This is a genomic window from Paenibacillus sp. T2-29 (assembly GCF_052921365.1).
In genome coordinates, this window is the sequence record NZ_JBREVE010000009.1 from 147246 (window position 1) to 162815 (window position 15570).

16 protein-coding genes are annotated in these 15570 nt (G+C 47.0%); all 16 read right to left on the reverse strand.

Annotated elements, in window-relative coordinates:
• Positions 1 to 39 precede the first annotated feature (39 nt).
• Positions 40 to 486: a 3-hydroxyacyl-ACP dehydratase FabZ gene (gene fabZ / locus ACU1JV_RS21590; RefSeq protein ID WP_013373420.1), complete on the reverse strand. Its 447-nt coding sequence runs from the start codon at positions 484 to 486 to the stop codon at positions 40 to 42.
• An 899-nt stretch (positions 487 to 1385) separates the two neighbouring features.
• Positions 1386 to 1598: a DNA-directed RNA polymerase subunit beta gene (locus tag ACU1JV_RS21595; protein ID WP_007432733.1), complete on the reverse strand. Its 213-nt coding sequence runs from the start codon at positions 1596 to 1598 to the stop codon at positions 1386 to 1388.
• A gap of 10 nt (positions 1599 to 1608) precedes the next feature.
• On the reverse strand, positions 1609 to 2436 hold the full coding sequence (locus tag ACU1JV_RS21600) for a flagellar hook-basal body protein (RefSeq protein ID WP_264216867.1): 828 nt from the start codon (positions 2434 to 2436) through the stop codon (positions 1609 to 1611).
• A gap of 13 nt (positions 2437 to 2449) precedes the next feature.
• On the reverse strand, positions 2450 to 3334 hold the full coding sequence (locus ACU1JV_RS21605; RefSeq protein WP_413987111.1) for a flagellar hook-basal body protein: 885 nt from the start codon (positions 3332 to 3334) through the stop codon (positions 2450 to 2452).
• Between the two features lie 123 nt (positions 3335 to 3457).
• Positions 3458 to 4456 (reverse strand): rod shape-determining protein, encoded by a 999-nt coding sequence (mreB, locus tag ACU1JV_RS21610; RefSeq protein ID WP_016324820.1) that lies wholly within the window; start codon positions 4454 to 4456, stop codon positions 3458 to 3460.
• A gap of 171 nt (positions 4457 to 4627) precedes the next feature.
• On the reverse strand, positions 4628 to 4915 hold the full coding sequence (spoIIID, locus tag ACU1JV_RS21615) for a sporulation transcriptional regulator SpoIIID (RefSeq protein ID WP_013373425.1): 288 nt from the start codon (positions 4913 to 4915) through the stop codon (positions 4628 to 4630).
• A 200-nt stretch (positions 4916 to 5115) separates the two neighbouring features.
• Positions 5116 to 5856: a peptidoglycan DD-metalloendopeptidase family protein gene (locus ACU1JV_RS21620; protein WP_264216868.1), complete on the reverse strand. Its 741-nt coding sequence runs from the start codon at positions 5854 to 5856 to the stop codon at positions 5116 to 5118.
• Positions 5857 to 5926: 70 nt separating this feature from the next.
• Positions 5927 to 7366 carry a stage II sporulation protein D gene (gene spoIID, locus ACU1JV_RS21625; RefSeq protein ID WP_413987112.1) on the reverse strand — a complete coding sequence of 480 codons (1440 nt, stop codon included), beginning with the start codon at positions 7364 to 7366 and terminating at the stop codon, positions 5927 to 5929.
• A gap of 217 nt (positions 7367 to 7583) precedes the next feature.
• A complete protein-coding gene (gene murA / locus ACU1JV_RS21630) occupies positions 7584 to 8939 on the reverse strand; it encodes a UDP-N-acetylglucosamine 1-carboxyvinyltransferase (protein WP_040102706.1) in 1356 nt (451 codons plus the stop codon).
• 323 nt (positions 8940 to 9262) lie between these two features.
• Positions 9263 to 9514 carry a DUF1146 family protein gene (locus tag ACU1JV_RS21635; RefSeq protein WP_013373430.1) on the reverse strand — a complete coding sequence of 84 codons (252 nt, stop codon included), beginning with the start codon at positions 9512 to 9514 and terminating at the stop codon, positions 9263 to 9265.
• Positions 9515 to 9859: 345 nt separating this feature from the next.
• A complete protein-coding gene (locus ACU1JV_RS21640) occupies positions 9860 to 10273 on the reverse strand; it encodes a F0F1 ATP synthase subunit epsilon (RefSeq protein ID WP_013373431.1) in 414 nt (137 codons plus the stop codon).
• Positions 10274 to 10343: 70 nt separating this feature from the next.
• Positions 10344 to 11744: a F0F1 ATP synthase subunit beta gene (atpD, locus tag ACU1JV_RS21645; protein ID WP_013373432.1), complete on the reverse strand. Its 1401-nt coding sequence runs from the start codon at positions 11742 to 11744 to the stop codon at positions 10344 to 10346.
• 122 nt (positions 11745 to 11866) lie between these two features.
• Positions 11867 to 12733: an ATP synthase F1 subunit gamma gene (gene atpG, locus ACU1JV_RS21650; protein WP_013373433.1), complete on the reverse strand. Its 867-nt coding sequence runs from the start codon at positions 12731 to 12733 to the stop codon at positions 11867 to 11869.
• 176 nt (positions 12734 to 12909) lie between these two features.
• Positions 12910 to 14424 carry a F0F1 ATP synthase subunit alpha gene (gene atpA, locus ACU1JV_RS21655; protein ID WP_016822886.1) on the reverse strand — a complete coding sequence of 505 codons (1515 nt, stop codon included), beginning with the start codon at positions 14422 to 14424 and terminating at the stop codon, positions 12910 to 12912.
• A 19-nt stretch (positions 14425 to 14443) separates the two neighbouring features.
• Positions 14444 to 14989 (reverse strand): F0F1 ATP synthase subunit delta, encoded by a 546-nt coding sequence (locus ACU1JV_RS21660; protein WP_165079752.1) that lies wholly within the window; start codon positions 14987 to 14989, stop codon positions 14444 to 14446.
• Positions 14986 to 15474 carry a F0F1 ATP synthase subunit B gene (gene atpF, locus ACU1JV_RS21665; RefSeq protein ID WP_013373436.1) on the reverse strand — a complete coding sequence of 163 codons (489 nt, stop codon included), beginning with the start codon at positions 15472 to 15474 and terminating at the stop codon, positions 14986 to 14988. Before atpF ends, ACU1JV_RS21660 begins: the two co-directional genes overlap by 4 nt.
• Positions 15475 to 15570: the final 96 nt, after the last annotated feature.

Below are 15570 nucleotides of genomic sequence, written 5' to 3' on the forward strand. Positions count from 1 at the left end.
ACTCGGTTCAGACGTCGTGCTTATGTCGGCAGGGCTTGTCTATTGGGGTGGGTCTGATAAAGCAAACATAATCTCGCCCTCAGCTACTACTGTGTCGCCCACTTTCGCCGTAGCTTTCCCTTTACCAAAAGCACCTTTGGAACGAGTGATTTCCACTTCAAGTGTCAGCGTATCCCCAGGGACTACCTGTCCACGGAAACGGAAACCGTCCAACCCTGCCAAAAAGCCGATTTTGCCGCGATTGCTCTCTAGGTGCAGTAAGGCGACTGCTCCGACTTGAGCCAACGCTTCAGTGATCAACACACCAGGCATAACGGGATAACCCGGAAAATGTCCAATGAAATGAGGCTCAGTCATCGTTACATTTTTAATGCCTACTGCTCTTTTACCTTCCTCCAGTTCAATAATACGGTCCACCAACAAAAATGGCGGTCGATGCGGAATAATCTCCTGAATTTGATTAACATCCAATTGCAATTTGTCCATTTACCTTAATAACTCCTCTCGCTTGCAGATTTGACTCTGTTCAGCCAGAGTTACTGCAAGCATAATATTCCCCCGCTAACGCTGTATAAAAACAGCTCATCACGGCAACAATGTTAGATATCCTTCACCTACTGCAGAAGTGAAGGTTGAGATAAGGGGCTTTTTCCGCCGGTTACGCAACAGAGGCGAGAAGAAGCCCTTTTGCTCGTGCTTGGTTTTACCCCGTAGTGTTATAAACTCCCCATCATTATACATTCATCAGATGCAAAAAGAAAATTATGCGGAAGTACCATATTTGTTGCTCCTATTATGGGGGTGAAGCGAAGTTTCCTTTGAGCCAAGGGGGAGAGGGCTACGTGATTTATTTGATCTTCCGATCGCTGTTGCCCCTTAATTTTCTCAATTTACAAAAGCCTGCAAGGTTAAAATTTAGGGGCAAAGGCGAACGCTACCGCTTCTCCAGATTCAAATAAACCTCTTCGCCTAGTTACTTTTAGCTCAAAAAGAAAGCTCGCTTCAATAATACTCGCTTGTCGCGAAGAGCAAACAAAACAAACGAAGGCCTCTGAACGGCCTCAATTGGTTGCAATCCATACTCGCTACACTGGAGGGTTCTGCGGTGAAAACATAATAAAACCCTGCGCCACTGGCACAGGGTTTGTTTTTTTATTTACTACCCACAAAATAGCGGGTTGATTTACCTTTACAAAAGTGGACAATGGCGGGTAGCAGCGGAACGAAGGATTTGAATCTGGAGAAGCGTAAGTGTTCGCCTTTGCAACGGGATTTTTACATCTAAATAACTTAATAATATGAAAATTCCGTTGCAACAGCGATCGTAAGATCAAATCATTCGCGGAGCGACCTTCTCCCACCACAGTCACTTTTTTAAAAATAAATCAAGGCGCAAATATAAGATCAATGACATGCTGCCAGGTTTTCCATTCAAATACGCCTGCCAGCCCTTGCTTACCTACAATTACATATCCTGCAATTAAGCCGCCTAACAGCGAGAACAGGAGCAACAACGGAACTACGAAATAACGAGCAGTACGCCAGCGGGATTTAGTCTTTTCAGGCACCGGACGGGAATCAGATTGTTCTTCCTTCATCACCAAATCCTTAAGCCCTCAAATTATTGGCCAGGTTCATCATCGTATCGCTAGAGGTTAATGCCCGTGCCGCCATTTGATACATCCGCTGGACTTGCATCATATCTGTCATTTCGCCCGCTAAATCCACATTAGACTCCTCAAGATAACCGGAACGCACAGATACGTCCGTTGGAACAGCACCTGCCACCCCAGCTGCCCCGAATACATCGGCTTCTGTCACACCATTTGCTAACACAAACAGGTTATCATCCCGCTGTTGCAATCCTTCTGGACGCTGTACATCCATTAGCTTAATTCGCTGACCAACTGTCGGAGCGCCAGTTCCATTAGCACGAATTAGCAATTCGCCATCGGAGTTAATAGCTACTTTGGAACCCGCTGGCGCAGTCACAGGAATATCGTTATTATCCAGCACAGAATAACCTTCGGCAGTGGTCAACATCATCGTCTCATTATCATTCGGATCAGGAATAAAATGAAAGCTGCCGTCACGCGTCCAAGCTTTTTGCCCATTTCCCTGGATTTCAAACAAGGCATTCCCCTGGATCGCCAGATCCGTAGGAAGTCCCGTCTCCTTGAGCGGACCTTGTTCCATATTTTTCATAATTGAGGTCGTTTTGACTCCATAGCCCAAATTATAGCCGAGCGGCATCGCCCGTCCATTTTGGAGATACGTTGAAGGCTGTTGCTGCACATTAGCCAATACATCTTCAAAGGAACCTTGTTTACTCTTATAACCAACCGTATTGACATTGGCGATATTATCGGCAATTAAATCCAAACGCTGCTGCACACTGGCCATAGACACCATTGCGCCAATCATGGAGTTGTTCATCACTTACCCCCTGTTATACACGGCCTACTTCGTTAACGGCCTTGTCCAAGCTTTTATCATAAAATTGAATAACCTTCTGATTCGCTTCATACGCTCTTAACGCAGCCATCATGTCCACCATCGACTGAGCAGCATCTACATTAGATACTTCCAGATAGCCCTGGCGAACAGATACAGTATCATTAGCGGTCATCATTCTAGCCGTAGCACCATCCGTATCATTCAGGCGGAAATTACCGTTGCCCTCACGAACGAGCTGGTACGGCCGATCAATCACACTAATTCCAAGCGTCGTTCCGAGCAACTGGTTGGATTGGCTGTCCATCAATTGACCCCGTTCATTTACTTTAAGCGCTGAGACAGACCCCGTCAATTGAATTGGGTTTCCATTCGTATCCAACACTGCTGAACCAGTCGACGAAAGCAATGCTCCCGTTCCATTTACTTGGAAATGCCCATCACGTGTATAGCGGACATTACCATTATTGTCCCGTACCGTAAAAAACGCTTCTGGACGATAGGTGACTTCACCGTTAGCATTGATGAATTTTCCAGCCTGATCAAAAGCCATAGGTCGACCAGTAGCCGGGTCGTTCACATTAATATTGGACTGTAACGCAAAATCCGTAGTTTGTCCACTATCCTTCAACGCTCCCTGAATGTAAGGAGAGAGGCTTTCCTCAGCAAAAACGCCAGTATTGAGCTTGCCGACCGTACGGTCCGGGTTATCAGGGTTTCCCCCCGTCATGGAAATAAGCATTTCGGGGAATGAGCGTTGAACGCTATTCTCCTGTTTATATCCCGTGGTATTCATATTAGCAATATTTTGCGTCACAGTGTCATGACGTCGTTGTTGTGTCATCATTCCGGCGGCCGCAGTATATAAACCTCTCAACATGTATCGTGCACCCCAATCCTATACTCTGCTCATCAATTATATGCTCGCATGGAGGCACTAAAGCCAAAATGCTAGGCAACCTGCCTGACCGCACACGAGTCTCTTATAGTCACTATCGGCAGATTAGAACTTTTTCTTAACCACATGATCCAAATTATCCAGCATAATTCCTGTACCTTTAACGACACAATGCATCGGATCTTCAGCAACCAGCACTGGAACACGCAATTCTTCAGCAAGCAGCTCGTCCAAACCGCTAAGCAACGCACCACCGCCAGTCAAAATGACACCACGGTCAATAATATCGGCTGATAGCTCCGGTGGGGTCTGCTCCAGTACAAACTTAGCTGCAGCTACAATCGCTGACACGGGATCTCTCAGCGCATCCTGCACTTCTTCCGCGGAAATACTTAACGTCTTGGGCAATCCGGATACCATATCCCGTCCACGGATGTCCATCTCAGCACGTCGTCCGCTCGGATGCACGGTTCCGATAGCAATCTTGATATCCTCAGCCGTACGTTCCCCGATGAGAAGCTTGTACTTCGTTTTTACATATTTCATGATGGCTGTATCAAATTTGTCCCCTGCCATTTTAATAGAAGAAGCTGTTACAACATCTCCCATAGAGAGGACTGCAACGTCTGTTGTTCCGCCACCGATATCTACGACCATGTTGCCGCTAGGCTCAAAGATATCCATTCCTGCCCCGATGGCAGCCGCTTTTGGCTCTTCCTCCAAAAATACTTCTTTCGCCCCGCTACGCTCCGCCGCTTCACGAATCGCTTTTTGCTCCACTGAGGTAATGTTCGTCGGCGCACAAATCAAAATACGAGGGTGGCTGTACCAACTTTTTCCCCCTACCCGATTAATAAAATATTTCAACATCGCTTCTGTTACTTCAAAATCGGCGATGACACCATCACGCAATGGACGGATGGCTATGATATTACCAGGAGTACGTCCTACCATACGGCGCGCTTCTTCTCCGACAGCCAGAACTCTTTTTGTATCGCTTTCTATCGCAACAACGGAAGGTTCATCAAGAACAACCCCCTTACCTTTGACGTGGATAAGCACGTTGGCCGTACCGAGGTCGATACCGATATCATTACTGAACATATTAAAAAGGCCCCCAAAGTGATATTTTAAAAAGCTAAGATTCGACAAGAAGCGGCAAATATATGTATAAACCTACGGTTACATGTCATTTTTCGTCTTGTACCATCTTTTAACATATCATACTTCAGGGGGTTGATTCAATGGCTTTGCCAGCCAATTCACTATATATTTTTAGGACTTGCCGGAAACAAGAATTCCCCTTCTTTTCCCACTCGTTTTTTTGTACTTAATTTTCGTCGCTTCACCCCCCCGCAGATGGCGGATGGATTTATGGTATTCGAGAATGTGCTTCACCTGATCGGCAAGATCCGGGTTAATTTCAGGCAGCCGTTCGGTCAGATCTTTATGCACCGTGCTCTTGGAGACACCAAATTCCTTGGCAATCGTACGGACCGTATTCCTTGTTTCCACGATACAGCGACCGATTTTGATGGTCCGTTCCTTGATGTAATCGTGCACGCTCCCGCCTCCCTACTGTGGATAGTTTGGTACATTATATGAGGAGCGTGCCTATATATTCGCGGTTTGGTGGGAAGACATGCTTCGGAAGGCCTATTTATTTGGCAAAAGCAGCTTATGTTTACCTCATGCGCTAAAACTACACAAGAAAAAAGCAGGGAATTTGAATTCCCCGCTTTGCATGCAAAGCTATGATCCATTTATTTTTTAGGAAGCAGACCTGCTGGATTCACCGGCTTGTCATCCTGGTACACTTCAAAATGCAGATGTGTTTTCAAATCCTTTTCAAGCTCGTTGCGCCCTGCTGAAGCAATCACATCATTTTGTTTTACTTGATCGCCTTCTTTTACTTTCAGATCGCTCAAGCTTTGGTACACTGTTTTGAGATTATTATCATGCGTGATTTCTACGACGTTACCTACCAGCGGATGTTGTTCCACACGAGATACTTTTCCACTCAGAGCGGCTCTCACTTCAAACGCCTGATCGTCGGACCGAGAAAGGTCAATCCCCGTGTTAGCGGTAAATGTTTTATCGTACTCTACCATAGCTGCCGCTTGCTCATCAGCTGTCGCGTTTTCGTCAAAGAAAGGCTTTACGACCTTCACTGCGCTAGCATCTGCCACTGGCCACGAGATATTTTCTGACTGAGCAACAACCTCCACACTTTCTGGTTGTTGTTCGTTAACATCGGTACTCACTGCGCTTGTGCTTTGTACCGATGGACTAGCTGGGTCAGGTTTGAAAGACTTCTGGCTAGCATCCTGATAGACCCACACTAAGGTTAGTATAATGGCTGCTGCGGCAATGTAGGCTGCCGGGTATGCCCACCTTTTGGACAACAGCTTTTTCCACGAAGACGGCCGTGAAGCTCTTCCACCCTGAAAGGTTTTGGGTGTATCTTCATGATTTTGGTTCTGGTTTTTATTTTGTTCACTCATTTGCTCATCACCTCAGTAACCAGTGTTACCGGGCGCAACTCTTTTATACTTCAAAGTTACGAAAAATTTACTAACTTAGAATACGAGAGGCATTCGCAAAAGAAATGCCAGTATAATAGTGAAGAAGAATCTGAGTGGCGGTATGACCTTCCTTGGCCATTCCATTGGCTCCCCACTGGCTCATACCGACGCCATGGCCATACCCATAGGTTGTTATTGCAATCCGGTCCCCTTCGGTCTTCCACGTAAATTCAGCCGATCGCAGCCCTAGTTTGTTACGAATCTCCGGCCCCGTAAAGACCAAGCCTCCCACCTCAATCTTCTTGATGCGATGCCCTTCTGTCTTGGAGAGTATACGAATCTCTGGCATACTCCCACCTCCAGTAGAAGCAGTGACCGCAGCACGACTCAATCCCAATCTATCGAACACGCTTTGACGGCTCAGTGTGACGGTTTCTGTAAAACGGGGGGCCAGCTGCTTGTCCCATGGACTAGACACACTTCGTAAATAGGGCACGGCCTTCGCCCATACATCCTCTGAATTTTCGGTATACCCGTTGCTGGTAGAAAAAAAAGAAGCTGTAATGGGCTTACCCTCATATACCATGATTGTATCCTTGGTCTCGCGCACAGCCTGGCGAATTTTTGCCAGATCTGCGGATTTACCAGAACGCTCCCATTCTCTAGTAAGTTTAGCTTTGGAGATGTAAGCCTGGTGTTTAACGGTATCTGTCACATCTGCGCCTGCCGGGGCGCCGCTGGTGTCATCAGCCAACAAACGCCGGGTAATGAATGTACGCGCGGCGATAGCCTGTGCTTTCAATGCCTCTTCCTCAAAGCTGGGCGGCATTTCAGCTGCTACTACGCCGACAATGTATTGCTCCAAAGGTAATGTCTCCGTCCGGCCAGTAGACGTGACGTACACCCGCACGTCCGGCTCTGCCACGACCGGAACGCTACGCGCTGGAGCAGCGGGTACGGCCGGTATCGGCGGGACACCCGGCAGGCGCGTGACGGGTGCCTCGCTCTTTGCCGTCGTATTAGACTGCGCGGGTGCGGCTGTGCGGCTCCCAGTCGGCAAAGGCTGCGCCGCCTGGCGAGGCCATGCCATGAGTGCGGGCACAGCCATGGCAAGCACCAGCACCCCTGCCATGGCGGCAAATGGCAGCCATGGGCGGCGGCTGCCCCAACGCGGGGCTCGCCCAGCTGCAGGTCGCAGATGCGGCTGCGGTCCCCGCCGCCTGCCTGCGTCGTATGTGTTACCAGGCGATGTTCCAGCGTCAGGAAGAATCGTACCGATAGTGTGTGTAGTGGAAGTCAACGCTGTGGTACGCCGATTGGTCTTGGCGATAGTCGGCAATCCACCTGTTGATTCTGCATGCTGCTGCATAAGTTTATTTTTCTGCAACGAAGTTGCTATAGAGCCAGAGCTTTCCTCCGCAAGTGAGGCCTGGCGATGTTCCTGAGGATGATGAATTGGTATACGGATGCGAACCTGTGAATCTTTCATAGGCTGAAACCTCCATCAAAGGGCTAAGTGTCCGGCTGAAAGTACAGATATACTCCAGCAGATATTTTCAATCATATGAGGTCGTCCACTTTGATAGAACCGTTTTAAGAGAACTGAAAGAATGAAAAAGACAAGCAGCAAAAACACAAAAAAAACCAAGCCCTTTCGGACTTGGTTCTAATTGCTCAAGTTTTATAACTATGCAATAAGTTAAAGCTTAGGCGAGGGAAGGCTGAATCTTCTTGAACAGATTCCCCGGAGTTTCTTCTGGTACAACGCGCTCTGTGCTGGCCGAATGATCCAGTTTGGATTCATCTACAGTCACTCTGTAAATGTCAGCCCCCAATCCAGTCAGTTTCTCAGCCAAATGAACGTAACCACGATCGATGTGATGAACGCCGGAAACCTCCGTTGTACCTTCCGCAATAAGTCCGGTCAAAATTAACGCAGCACCTGCACGCAAATCTGTGGAGGTTACTTTCGCACCCGTCAGCTTAGCATTGCCAGTTACAATCGCCGAACGACCTTCGACCTTAATCTCCGCATTCATGAGATGAAATTCATCTACATGCATGAAACGATTTTCAAACACGGTTTCTGTAATGATGCTCGTTCCTTCAGCGGCAAGTTGAAGTGCCATCATCTGAGACTGCATATCGGTTGGAAACCCAGGATAAGGTAGCGTTTTAACATCAACAGCCTTCAACGGTTTATCCGCAATGACACGAATACCATTTTCATCAGGTTGGATCGTTACACCCATTTCTTCCATCTTGGATATAACCGGTCCCAAATGATCGGATATTGCGCCTTCTACATATACGTTCCCGCCTGTGATCGCAGCAGCAACCATATAAGTACCTGCTTCTACCCGGTCGGGAATAACCGTATGTTTTACACCATGCAGCTTCTCGACGCCTTCTATACGAATTACGCCTGTGCCTGCACCGCGTACTTTGGCTCCCATGCCATTCAGGAAGTTGGCGAGATCAACGATCTCTGGCTCCTTAGCAGCATTCTCAATGGTAGTTACGCCCTCAGCAAGAGTAGCGGCCATCATAATATTCTCGGTTGCTCCTACGCTGGCTACATCCAAATAAACCTTAGCTCCGCGCAGACGACCGTTACTTTTAGCTTCAATAAAGCCCTGGCCCAAGCTTATCTCGGCGCCCAACGCTTCAAACCCCTTCAAATGCTGATCAATAGGTCTTGTTCCAATTGCGCATCCGCCTGGAAGCGAGATTCTTGTACGTCCCAAACGAGTAAGCAATGGCCCCATAACCAAAAATGATGCGCGCATTTTCCTAACCCACTCGTAAGGGGCTTCACAGGAAATTATCTTCCGCGCGTCAACACGAATGACCTCGTCTTGGTATGTAACGCCTGCTCCTAAGGACTCCAGCACTTTGTTAATGGTCATCACATCGTCTAGAGGAGGTGCATCCATAATAACACTTTCTCCTTCTTCTCCTAACAGAGAAGCGGCGATGATCGGCAGAACTGAGTTTTTGGCTCCGCTGACTTTGACACTCCCGGTCAATCTGTTGCCACCGCGGACGATAAATTTGCTCATCTATGGTTCCCTCCGCGCGTCATTTCCCTTTTCCATTCTGGAAAAAAGAACATATTCCGCTATTTTCATGCCTTGCTTTTTCATTACATAAAAAAACAAGATTTTATTAATACCCTAACTGCCATCATACCACTGATTAAAACAAGTATACAAGCGTTTTTTACACTTGACGACCACCTGCGTTCTAACGGATTCAGGCTGTTATACATGTACGGTGCTTTTGTTTACCATTGTTAACAATATGGCATGATGTTATTCGACAATTCCTGCACATACAGAGTCATAAAGTCATATAACCCGCTTACTTCATGTTAAAACAAATTCTACAGCATCTGGCTCCAAGAGATGTAGCTCAATAAGAAACCAGAAACCAACTGTCCCAAAATAATAGCAAGAAACAAGTGCAGCAATCTGCCCTGCGGTCCTTTGGGTTGCCGGATTAGTAAATCCAGCTTTAAGCTTTGCAAAGCCCACCAAGCTAACGCTATACAGATGAGCGATACGATCATAGAGATCAGCGCGGTCATACTCGCCGATTGACTTAACTGTTCAGCCAACTGCTGCTTCCCGTTCATTCGTAATTCCTCCCATCTGCGTCACAGACTTCTTTATAATACTCGGCAAGCGCCTAATATGCTAGTGCTATTTCTGTTTCCAGTACATTTATTTCGACAAAATGTGAATAATCACTTCTGTTTCGCGAATTTAAAAGGTACTAAATACCTAGCTATCAACCTAGAAATAGGACTATACTTTTGGAAAAGACAGCTAAAAAAGGGCTCGATCACAGTGATCGAAGGAAGCAAAGGCGTCACTTACCTTCTGCAGGCATTCTTAGGCAGAAGTTATGAAGTGCTCTCTTTGTCATTCCATCCGTATACTATGCCGAACCCTTTTTAAATTCCACTCAAAATCCAATATTAATTCTTATTGGTTCTGATACTTGTGGCATTCAATCGGTTAAGCGCCCGTTGCAGAGCGACTTCTGCCCGATGATGGTCTATCTGTTCCTGCTTGCTCTGGAGCCGCAGTTCTGCCCGCTCCCTTGCCGCACGGGCACGTTCCACATCAATATCTTCGGAACGTTCCGCACTCTCAGCCAAAATGACCACTTTGTCTTTGCGGACCTCAATAAAGCCCCCATTGACCGCGATCACTTCAGTTTGACCACCGATTTTAATGCGAACCGGTGCAATCTTCAAGGGAGTGACCAAGGGAAGGTGTCCTGGTAAAATCCCAAGATCGCCTTCCGAGCCGCGAACACTGATGCTGTTTACCTGTTCTGCATAGACCAGGCGCTCCGGCGTCACAATCTCTAGTAAATAGGTGCTCACTTGAATCCCTCCTGGAAGCTGTCCACAGACAGCTCACTTCGTAAGGCTCGGCTATTCTCTGCCTGTATGTTTACAACGTTTTAGCTTTTTCAACTGCTTCTTCAATGGCTCCTACAAAAAGGAAGGCCGCTTCTGGAAGGTTGTCATGCTTGCCTTCCAAAATTTCTTTGAAGCTACGCACCGTTTCTTTAACCGGTACATATTTACCCGGGAAGCCGTTAAATGCCTCAGCAACGTGGAAAGGTTGTGAAAGGAAACGCTGGATTTTACGGGCACGTGCTACCAGCATTTTATCTTCTTCACTCAACTCGTCCATACCCAGGATCGCAATAATATCCTGAAGCTCATTGTAGCGGGCCAAAATTTGTTTTACCCCTTGCGCTACATTGTAATGCTCTTCACCCACAACGTCTGGAGACAAAATACGGGAGCTCGATGCGAGTGGATCAACCGCCGGGTAAATACCCATTTCGGAAATTTTACGTTCCAGATTCGTTGTAGCATCCAAGTGAGCGAACGTTGTAGCAGGAGCCGGGTCAGTATAGTCATCCGCAGGCACGTAGATCGCCTGAATGGAAGTAACGGAACCTTTTTTAGTAGAAGTGATCCGTTCTTGCAATTGACCCATCTCAGTTGCCAGCGTAGGCTGGTAACCTACTGCAGAAGGCATACGTCCCAACAGGGCAGAAACCTCAGAGCCTGCTTGGGTAAAGCGGAAAATGTTATCAATAAAGAGCAACACATCACGGCCTTCTTGGTCACGGAAATATTCCGCCATCGTTAGACCTGTGAGGGCAACACGCAAACGTGCACCTGGGGGCTCGTTCATTTGTCCGAACACCATCGCTGTTTTGTTGATAACGCCGGAATCTCTCATTTCATGGTACAAGTCATTTCCTTCACGTGTGCGTTCACCAACACCCGCAAATACAGAAATACCACCATGCTCCTGAGCGATATTGTTAATCAGTTCTTGAATGGTTACGGTTTTACCTACACCAGCACCACCAAACAATCCGACTTTACCGCCCTTGGCATAAGGAGCCAGCAAGTCGATAACTTTAATACCAGTTTCGAGCATCTCTGCTTGAGTTGTCAGTTCTTCGAAAGAAGGCGCTTGACGGTGAATCGGATTTCTAGCCGCTTCACTCATATCAGCACCATTGTCAATTGGCGTTCCAAGCACGTTAAATACACGTCCAAGAGTAGCTTCGCCGACAGGTACAGAGATAGGCGCTCCCAGATCTATTGCTTCAGCTCCACGAACCAAACCATCTGTGGAAGACATGGCAATACAACGCACACGGTTATCACCTAGATGTTTTGAAGCTTCGAGCGTCAGGTCAATTTTGACTCCGCTCTCCAGCACAGTCCCAATATGAATAGCATTCAGAATTTCCGGAAGTTGTCCACGTTCAAACTCAACGTCGACAACCGGACCCATGATGCTCACTACGCGTCCTTTGTTCATCTTTTGGTTTCCCTCCTACAAGCTTGCACAGCCGCAAATCTGAACCATTCTGATTTGTTTTGCGCCCGCAGTTTATCATAATAGTGTAGACCCTGTTATCAAATAGTCGCAAGCCAGTCGTATTAAGACTGAGCGTTAGCCCCTGCGACAATTTCCGTAATTTCCTGGGTAATAGCCGCTTGACGAGCACGGTTATAGGTCAAGGAAAGCTCTCCAATCAACTTGGTAGCATTTTTCGTAGCAGCTCCCATCGCCGTCATTTTCGCTCCCAGTTCACTTGCTTTACCATCCAGTAAAGCGCCGTAAATGAGCGTTTCCGCATAACGGGGCAGCAATACTTCCAGCACTCCCTCTGGTGAAGGTTCATACTCATAATTAATTGAGGATGAAGCTGTAGCTGAATCCGGTGTTGCCATCGGCAACAACCGATCAACTGTTGGAATTTGAGTCAATGCGTTAACAAAGCGGTTATAGCATAGATAAAGCTCATCAAATTCTTTAAGTTCAAAGCCTTGTACGGCTTTGCTAGCAATCGTTTTGATATCTGAAAATGCAGGTGTATCTGATAGATCTGTTACCGATTCTGCAATAGGGAATTCACGACGTCTGAAATAATCCCGTCCTTTTCGCCCAATGATGAAAATCACGAATTCATCCTGTGAACGGTGACGTTCAGCAATCGTCTGCGTAACCTGTCGCAGAATATTAGCGTTATAACCACCAGCCAGACCACGATCAGATGTAATGATGAGATAAGCCGTCTTTTTAACCGGACGACTCTCCAGCATTGGATGCTTGATGTTATTCGCTCCAGAGGCAATACTACTCACAACTTCTTTGAGCTTTTCCGAGTAAGGTCGAGCCGACTCTGCTTTCTCTTGAGCTCTTCTCAGTTTGGAGGCAGCGACCATTTCCATCGCTTTCGTAATCTGCTTCGAACTCTGCACACTTTTAATCTGACGTTTAATGTCGCGCATACCTTTTGCCATGATTTCACCACCTTCAAGCTTTGGCCAAACCAAAGCTAACTTCATAAGATTAAAATCCAGCCGCACATATGTTAAAGGGCCTGTTATTGAGAGTAAAACATGCCAAGGAAGCCACAACCCAGAGGGTACGCTTCCTTAGGACATCTTTCATCATAAACAGGCAAATTCCAATATAATTAAACCGACGTGGCGAATGATTTTTTGAATTTCTCGATAGCTGCCTTCAAAGCTGCTTCATTATCAGCAACCAAGTCTTTCGTGTCGCGGATTGATTGAAGCACATCCTGATGATCGGACTCCATGAAAGACAGGAAGTCTTTTTCGAAACGTTTTACATCCGCTACAGGGATATCATCGAGGAAGCCTTTTACAGCAGTATACAAGCTCACTACTTGTTGCTCTACAGCAAGCGGTTGGTTAACACCTTGTTTCAAAATTTCCATCATGCGTGCACCGCGATCGAGACGGGCTTTAGTGGATTTATCCAAGTCGGACCCAAATTGGGAGAACGCTTGAAGCTCGCGATATTGAGCAAGATCCAGACGCAGGGAACCTGCAACCTTTTTCATCGCTTTAATCTGAGCGGAGCCACCTACACGAGATACGGAAATACCTACGTTGATCGCCGGACGTTGCCCTGCATAGAACAAGTCAGCTTCCAGGAAGATCTGTCCATCCGTGATGGAGATAACGTTAGTTGGAATATATGCAGAAACGTCGGAAGCCTGTGTCTCGATGAATGGCAATGCGGTAAGTGATCCGCCACCCAACTCATCATTCAGCTTCGCTGCACGTTCCAGCAAGCGAGAGTGCAGGTAGAAAACGTCACCCGGATATGCTTCACGACCCGGTGGACGGCGCAGCAACAGGGAAAGTTCCCGGTAAGCAGACGCTTGTTTAGTCAAGTCATCATAAACAACGAGGACGTGCTCGCCTTTGTACATAAAGTACTCACCCATGGCACAGCCAGAGTAAGGAGCAATGTACAGCAATGGTGATGGTTCGGAAGCAGATGCCGTAACGACAATCGTGTATTCCAGCGCACCATGACGACGCAATGTTTCAACAACTTGAGCAACCGTGGATTGTTTTTGACCAATAGCAACATAAATACATTTCATGCCGTTGCCTTTTTGGTTCAAAATAGCATCGATTGCGATAGAAGTTTTACCCGTTTGACGGTCACCGATAATCAACTCACGTTGACCACGTCCAATCGGAACCATCGCATCAATAGCTTTAATTCCTGTCTGCATAGGCTCATGTACCGATTTACGGGCCATAACGCCTGGAGCCTGACTTTCAACCGGACGGAATTCTGTTGTAGCAATCGGTCCTTTACCGTCTACTGGTTGCCCCAGCGGGTTAACTACACGCCCGATCATTGCTTCGCCTACAGGGACTTGCATGATCTGGCCTGTACGTTTTACTTGACCACCTTCACGAATGTCGGAGAATTGACCCAAAATAACAACACCGACATTGCTTTCTTCCACGTTGAGCGCCAAGCCCAATACGCCAGTGTCGAATTCGACCAATTCACCGGCCATAACTTTTTCCAGTCCGTAGACGCGGGCAATACCGTCGCCGACTTCAACAACAGTGCCGACTTCAACGACCTCGATATCATTTTTATATTGTTCAATCTGACTTTTAATCAATGAACTGATTTCCTCAGGTTTGATACTCAAGTGTGTTCACCCCTATCTTCTATACTCGTCTGTTAAAGGATTTCTCGAGACGATCCAGCTTGCCGGCCAGACTGCCGTCGTACAGTGTATCGCCGATAACCACTTTCAATCCGCCCAGCAGACTCGGGTCCACTATATTTTCCACACGGATTGTTTTATGTTCACGGGTTCCGAATTCCTCGGCTACCGCTGTTTTTTCCTGCTCACTTAAAGCATAAGTCGAATACACCTTAGCATGGGCAATTCCCAGCTTGTATTCCTGAATATCGAGATATCCGGCCAAGAGAGATTCGAACAAATCTGCTCTACTGCGCTGAATCAGCAGCTTAATCGTGTTAATCAGCGACGCAGACAACTTGCCTTCAAAATTGCTAGCCAGAACCTGAAGCTTGACTACTTCCGTAATGTTAGGAGAATTAATGAATTTACGGATTTCAGCATCCCCCGATACAGCTTCTACAAAAGCACGTAGCTCCTGTTCGGTTTCCATAATGGTTTGCTCCTGCTCTGCTACTTCATACAAAGCTTTCGCATACCGTTTGGCAACTACCGTATCTCGGCTCATGCTTTGCCTCCTACCTCTTTAAGGTATTGGTCGACAAGCTCTCCCTGGACTTGGTCTTCCTTGATTTCCTTTTGAATCAGTTTGGAAGCAATTTGTACCGAAGCTTTACCCACTTCGCTGCGTAGTTCGGCAACTGCCTTATTACGCTCGCTTGTGATTTCACGAACAGCTTCGTCTTTCAGGCGGACAGCTTCGTCTTTAGCCTGAATAATAATTTGTTCCGCTTGCTTGTTACCTGTTTGTTTTGACTGTTCTATAATATCGTAGGCTTCCTTACGCGCCTGTTGGAGAGCCTGCTTTTGCTCCTCAACATAAGCAACAGCCTGTTCACGCGTTTGTGCCGCCTCATTCATTTGCTGTAACACGAGTTGACGCCGCTTTTCCATAACGGAAAAGAGAGGGCCAAATGCATAGCGCGTCAGTAACCAGTACAAGATCAAAAATGCAATGATAGTGAAAACGATACTTGTCCAATTTAAACTCAATTGAAGTCACTCCTTTCCGGTGAACGTCGGTTCTGGATCTTTCATGTTCCAACGAACAAAGAAGGCGCGGATGGCTGTGCCTTCCCCGCCAAACCT

Coding starts and splice junctions, on each gene's coding strand:
- fabZ (WP_013373420.1), bottom strand. CDS start 486: ATGGACAAATTGCAATTGGATGTTAATCAAATTCAGGAGATTATTCCG.
- ACU1JV_RS21595 (WP_007432733.1), bottom strand. CDS start 1,598: ATGAAGGAAGAACAATCTGATTCCCGTCCGGTGCCTGAAAAGACTAAA.
- ACU1JV_RS21600 (WP_264216867.1), bottom strand. CDS start 2,436: ATGAACAACTCCATGATTGGCGCAATGGTGTCTATGGCCAGTGTGCAG.
- ACU1JV_RS21605 (WP_413987111.1), bottom strand. CDS start 3,334: ATGTTGAGAGGTTTATATACTGCGGCCGCCGGAATGATGACACAACAA.
- mreB (WP_016324820.1), bottom strand. CDS start 4,456: ATGTTCAGTAATGATATCGGTATCGACCTCGGTACGGCCAACGTGCTT.
- ACU1JV_RS21620 (WP_264216868.1), bottom strand. CDS start 5,856: ATGAGTGAACAAAATAAAAACCAGAACCAAAATCATGAAGATACACCC.
- spoIID (WP_413987112.1), bottom strand. CDS start 7,366: ATGAAAGATTCACAGGTTCGCATCCGTATACCAATTCATCATCCTCAG.
- murA (WP_040102706.1), bottom strand. CDS start 8,939: ATGAGCAAATTTATCGTCCGCGGTGGCAACAGATTGACCGGGAGTGTC.
- ACU1JV_RS21635 (WP_013373430.1), bottom strand. CDS start 9,514: ATGAACGGGAAGCAGCAGTTGGCTGAACAGTTAAGTCAATCGGCGAGT.
- atpD (WP_013373432.1), bottom strand. CDS start 11,744: ATGAACAAAGGACGCGTAGTGAGCATCATGGGTCCGGTTGTCGACGTT.
- atpG (WP_013373433.1), bottom strand. CDS start 12,733: ATGGCAAAAGGTATGCGCGACATTAAACGTCAGATTAAAAGTGTGCAG.
- ACU1JV_RS21660 (WP_165079752.1), bottom strand. CDS start 14,989: ATGAGCCGAGATACGGTAGTTGCCAAACGGTATGCGAAAGCTTTGTAT.